Here is a 4,262-nt window from a genome sequence, read left to right as displayed (position 1 = left end):
GGTGGGTGGGGGAGAAACCGAACGGTGGCGCGTGCTACGGCACGACGACCGTCTTGCGGCCCACCCCCGCCGCGAACTGCTCCATCGCCCGCGGGTACTCGACCAACGGCAGTCGGTCGGTGATGAAGACCTCCGGGTCCAGGATGCCGCCGGCGAACAGCTCGGCCGCGCGCTCGTAGCTGTGCAGGACGGCCATCGAACCGGTGATGGTGATCTCCTGGTTGTAGATCCGGTACGGCTCGATCGTCGCCCGCGCCGCGTAGTCCGCCACCCCGAACTGCAGGAAGGTGCCGGCCTTGGCCACCCGGCTCAGGCCGTCCTGGATCGCGGCGACGTTGCCCGTGGCGTCGATGACGACCTCCCAGCCCTGCGGCCGGTCGAGTTCGTCGGCCGACGCCGCCGCGCCCGAGCAGCCGAGCACGAAGGCGGTGGCGAGCCGGTCGGGGTTGATGTCGACGACGTCGACCCCGCTGGCGCCGGTCCGCTTGGCGAGCTCCAGCATCATCAACCCCATCGTGCCCGCGCCGTAGATCAGCACCCGGGCGCCCAGGGTGGAGCGCAGCACGTCGTAGCCGCGGATCGCGCAGGACAGCGGCTCGATCAGCGCCGCGTCCTGGACGCGGACGTGCTCGGGCAGCACCACGCAGTTGGCGGCCGGCGCCACCGCGTACTCGGCGGCGCCGCCCGGCACGGAGACGCCGATGGCCTGCCAGCGGTCGCACAGGTTGGCGTGCCCGTTGCGGCAGTAGCGGCACTCGTGGCAGTAGAGGGAGGGGTCGACGGCGACCTGGTCACCGACCGCGAGCTCCCCGACGTCCCTGCCCACCGCGACGATCTCGCCGGCGAACTCGTGCCCCGGCACGATCGGCAGTCGCGGCGCGAACTCGCCCTGGAGGATGTGCAGATCGGTCCCGCACAGGCCGCAGGCAGCGACCCTGACGACCACGTCGCGCGGTCCCGGCGTCGGGTCGGGGACCTCGGTCAGGCTGATCGTCCCGACGGACTCGATCAGGGCGGCTTTCACTTGACTGCTCCTAGGGACAGGCCCTGGACCAGCTTGTCCTGGGCGGCGAAGCCGGCGGCCAGCACCGGCAGCGAGATGGCGAGGGCGGCGGCGGACAGTTGGGCGAGGAAGAGGCCCTGGCTGGTGACGAAGCTGGTGAGGAAGACCGGCGCGGTCTCCGCCCGGACGCCGGTCAGCACCCGGGCGAAGAGCATCTCGTTCCAGCTGAAGATGAAGCAGATCAACGAGGTGGCCGCGATGCCCGGCAGCACGATGGGGCCTATCACCCGGGCGAGGAGCACCGGCAGCCGGGCGCCGTCGAGTTGGGCGGCCTCGATCACGGAGACCGGCACCTCGGCGAGGAAGGACTGCATCATCCACACGGCGATCGGCAGGTTCATCGACGTGTAGAGGAGGACCAGCAGCCAGATGTTGTCGAGCATGCCGGTGTTGCGGGCGAAGAGGTAGACCGGCAGCAGGCCCGCGATGGCCGGCAGCATCTTGGTGGACAGGAAGAAGAACAGTGCGTCCCGCCAGGCCCGCACCGGCCTGATGGCCAGCGCGTATGCCGCGGGCAGCGCGAGCAGCAGCACGAGGAGCGTGGAGAACACGGACGCGCTCATCGAGTTGATCAGCGGTGGCCAGGGGTCGCCGCCGGCCCCGCCGAAGAAGTCCCGGTAGCCGTCCAGGGTGAGCGGCGCCAGGAGGGCCGGCGGGTTGCTCGCGGCGTCCGACTCGGAGTGGAGCGAGGTCAGCGCCATCCAGGCGACGGGCAGGAAGAAGACGAGCCCGGCCAGCCAGGCCAGCGGTCCGAGCAGTCGGGAACGAAGGGTCCTGGTCGTCATGCGCGGCTGCCCTCCTCGCGGAACAGGGAGGACACCACGCGCAGCGCGAACATGGCGAGGATCAGCGAGCCGATGACGACCAGCACGCCGGCCGCCGAGGCCACGCCGTAGTCCTGGGCGAGGGTGAACTCCTGGTGGATGACGTAGGGCAGGTTGGCGGTGCCGAGCCCGCCGGCGGTCATGGTGTAGACCGCGTCGAAGTGCTGGACGATGTAGATCGAGCCGAGCAGCGCGCCGAGTTCGAGGTAGCGGCGCAGGTGCGGCAGGGTGAGGTGGCGGAAGATCTGCCAGTCGCCCGCGCCGTCGATACGGGCGGCCTCGGCGAGTTCGACCGGCCGGCTCTGTAGGCCGGCGAGCAGGATCAGCATCATGAACGGGGTCCACTGCCAGATCAGCGCGATCTCGACGGCGAGCAGCGGCATGTCGGAGATCCAGTCGGGCTGCGGGGCGGTGAAGCCGAACAGGTCGCCGAACCGTCCCAACAGGCCGTTGAGCAGCCCGTACTCGGAGTTGAACAGGACGTGCTTCCACAGCAGCGCGGCCGCGATGGGCACGATCAGGAAGGGGGCGATGGTCATGGTGCGCACCACCGCCCGGCCGCGGAACCTTCGGTCGAGCAGCAGGGCGAGACACAGGCCCAGCACGAGGCTGACGATGACCACGGTGGCGGTGAGCAGCGCCGTGGTGGTGACCGAGGAGCGCAGGTCGGAGTCGCCGAGGACGGTGTCGTAGTTGTCGAGGCCGGTGAAGCCGCGGTCGTCGGGGTAGAGCGCGTTCCACTCGAAGAGGGAGATCACCAGCGTGGCCACGAACGGGAGTTGGGTGACCGCGATCATGAAGACCAGGGCGGGCAGCAGCGGCGCCCTGGTGGCCCAGGCGCGGGCCCGCGTGGGCCGGCCGGCGGGCGGCGGGAGGACCGGGGTCCGGTCCTCCGCCCGGGTCGGCGGCGTGGGCGGCGACGACGTCGCCGGGGTGACGGTGTCGCTCATCGGTCCTGGTACTCCTCGGCCACGTCCTCGGCCATCCCCTGCGCGTTCTCCAGGGCCTCGGCCACGCTCTGCCGGCCGGCGATCGCCGCGCTGATCTCCTGCGAGACACGGGTACCGAGATCGGCGAACTCGGGGATGGTGACGAACTGGACGCCGGGCGCCGGGCGTTCCTGCACGCCGGGGTCGATCGGGTCGGCCTCGGCGATGGCGTCCCTCGTCACCTCGTAGAACGCGGCGGCGGCCTCCTGGTAACGCGGGTCCTCGTAGGTGGAGGCGCGCTTGCCGGCCGGCACGTTCTCCCAGCCCAGGTTCTCGCCGACCAGTTCCTCGTACTCGGCGCTCGACGCCCAGGAGATGAACTCCCAGGCGGCGTCGGCGTTCTCGGAGGCGCGCTGGATGCCCCAGGCCCAGGTGTAGAGCCAGCCGGAGCTGTCGGTCCGCTCGACGGGGGCCGGGACGTAGCCGATGGAGCCGGCCACCGGGGAGTCGTCCGCCTCCAGGGAGCCGGCGCCCGCGGTGGCGTCGTACCACATGGCGGAGTTGCCCTGCACCATGTTGTTGAGGCACTCGGCGTAGCCGGCCTGGGCGGCGCCCGACTCGCCGTGCTCGCGCACCAGGTTCACGTAGAACTCGGTGGCCTCGACGAACTCGGGGTCGGTGAGCCTGGCCTGCCAGTCGGCGTCGAACCAGGTGCCGCCGAAGGTGTTGACGACGGTGGTGAGCGGGGCGATGACCTCGCCCCAACCCGGCAGCCCGCGCAGGCAGATGCCGGCCATCTCCGGCTCGGCCTCCTCGACCTGGGCAGCCAGGTCGGCGACCTCCTGCCAGGTGGGGCGCTCGGGCATGGTCAGCCCGTGCTCCTCGAAGACATCGGTGCGGTACATCAGGAAGGACGACTCGCCGTAGAACGGCTGGGCGTACAGCTGGCCGTCCTCGCCGGTGAGGGAGAGGTTGATGGGCTCCAGGATGTCGTCGACGGCGTAGTCCGCGTCGGCCTCGACGTACTCGTCGAGCGAGTGCAGCCATCCGTTGCGCGAGTAGATGGGCGTCTCGTAGTTGCTGATGGTGGCCACGTCGAACTGGCCCGACTGGTTGGCGAAGTCCTGGCTGATGCGCTCCCTGACCTCGTTCTCCGGCAGCACCGAGAAGTTGACGGTGATGCCGGTCTTCTCGGTGAAGTGCTCCTCGGTGAGCTGCTGGAGCTGGGTCATCTGCGGGTTGTTGACCATCAGCACGTTGATGCTGTCGCCGTCGCCCGAGGATCCGCCGCCCCCGGCTCCGGCGCAGGCGGCGAGCAGGGTCAGGGCCGCCGTACTGGCGGCGAGCGCGTGCGCGGTGCGTCGACTCTGACAGGTGCGCATGGTGGGGCTCCTGGGGTGGGGTGTGGTCGTGTCGGCGGTGTCGTCTGTCGTTTCCGGGTGGGGG

At 70.5% G+C, this 4,262-nt stretch carries 4 protein-coding genes; all 4 read right to left on the bottom strand.

Translation table 11 applies throughout. The features are described 5' to 3' along the window. Positions 1-34: 34 nt before the first annotated feature. The 4 genes from E1265_RS34280 to E1265_RS34265 are packed head-to-tail and all read right to left on the bottom strand — an operon-like array spanning position 35 to position 4,198. Entirely contained in the window at positions 35-1,024 is a 990-nt protein-coding gene (locus E1265_RS34280) for a zinc-dependent alcohol dehydrogenase family protein (RefSeq protein ID WP_132934859.1), read from the bottom strand. Further along, the gene (locus E1265_RS34275; RefSeq protein ID WP_132934858.1) at positions 1,021-1,848 is read right to left on the bottom strand and encodes a carbohydrate ABC transporter permease; all 828 of its coding nucleotides are present in this window, start codon (positions 1,846-1,848) and stop codon (positions 1,021-1,023) included. Before E1265_RS34275 ends, E1265_RS34280 begins: the two co-directional genes overlap by 4 nt. Beyond that, the gene (locus tag E1265_RS34270) at positions 1,845-2,837 is read right to left on the bottom strand and encodes a sugar ABC transporter permease (protein WP_132934857.1); all 993 of its coding nucleotides are present in this window, start codon (positions 2,835-2,837) and stop codon (positions 1,845-1,847) included. The genes E1265_RS34275 and E1265_RS34270 overlap by 4 nt, the downstream gene beginning before the upstream one ends. Continuing rightward, a complete protein-coding gene (locus tag E1265_RS34265; RefSeq protein WP_132934856.1) occupies positions 2,834-4,198 on the bottom strand; it encodes a sugar ABC transporter substrate-binding protein in 1,365 nt (454 codons plus the stop codon). The genes E1265_RS34270 and E1265_RS34265 overlap by 4 nt, the downstream gene beginning before the upstream one ends. Between the last annotated feature and the right edge of the window lie 64 nt (positions 4,199-4,262).

The sequence above is a fragment of the Streptomyces sp. 8K308 genome, from assembly GCF_004348315.1.
Lineage (GTDB): Bacteria > Actinomycetota > Actinomycetes > Streptomycetales > Streptomycetaceae > Streptomyces.
The sequence above is the reverse complement of the archived record's forward strand: the minus strand, read 5'-3'. Positions and strand labels throughout refer to the sequence as shown.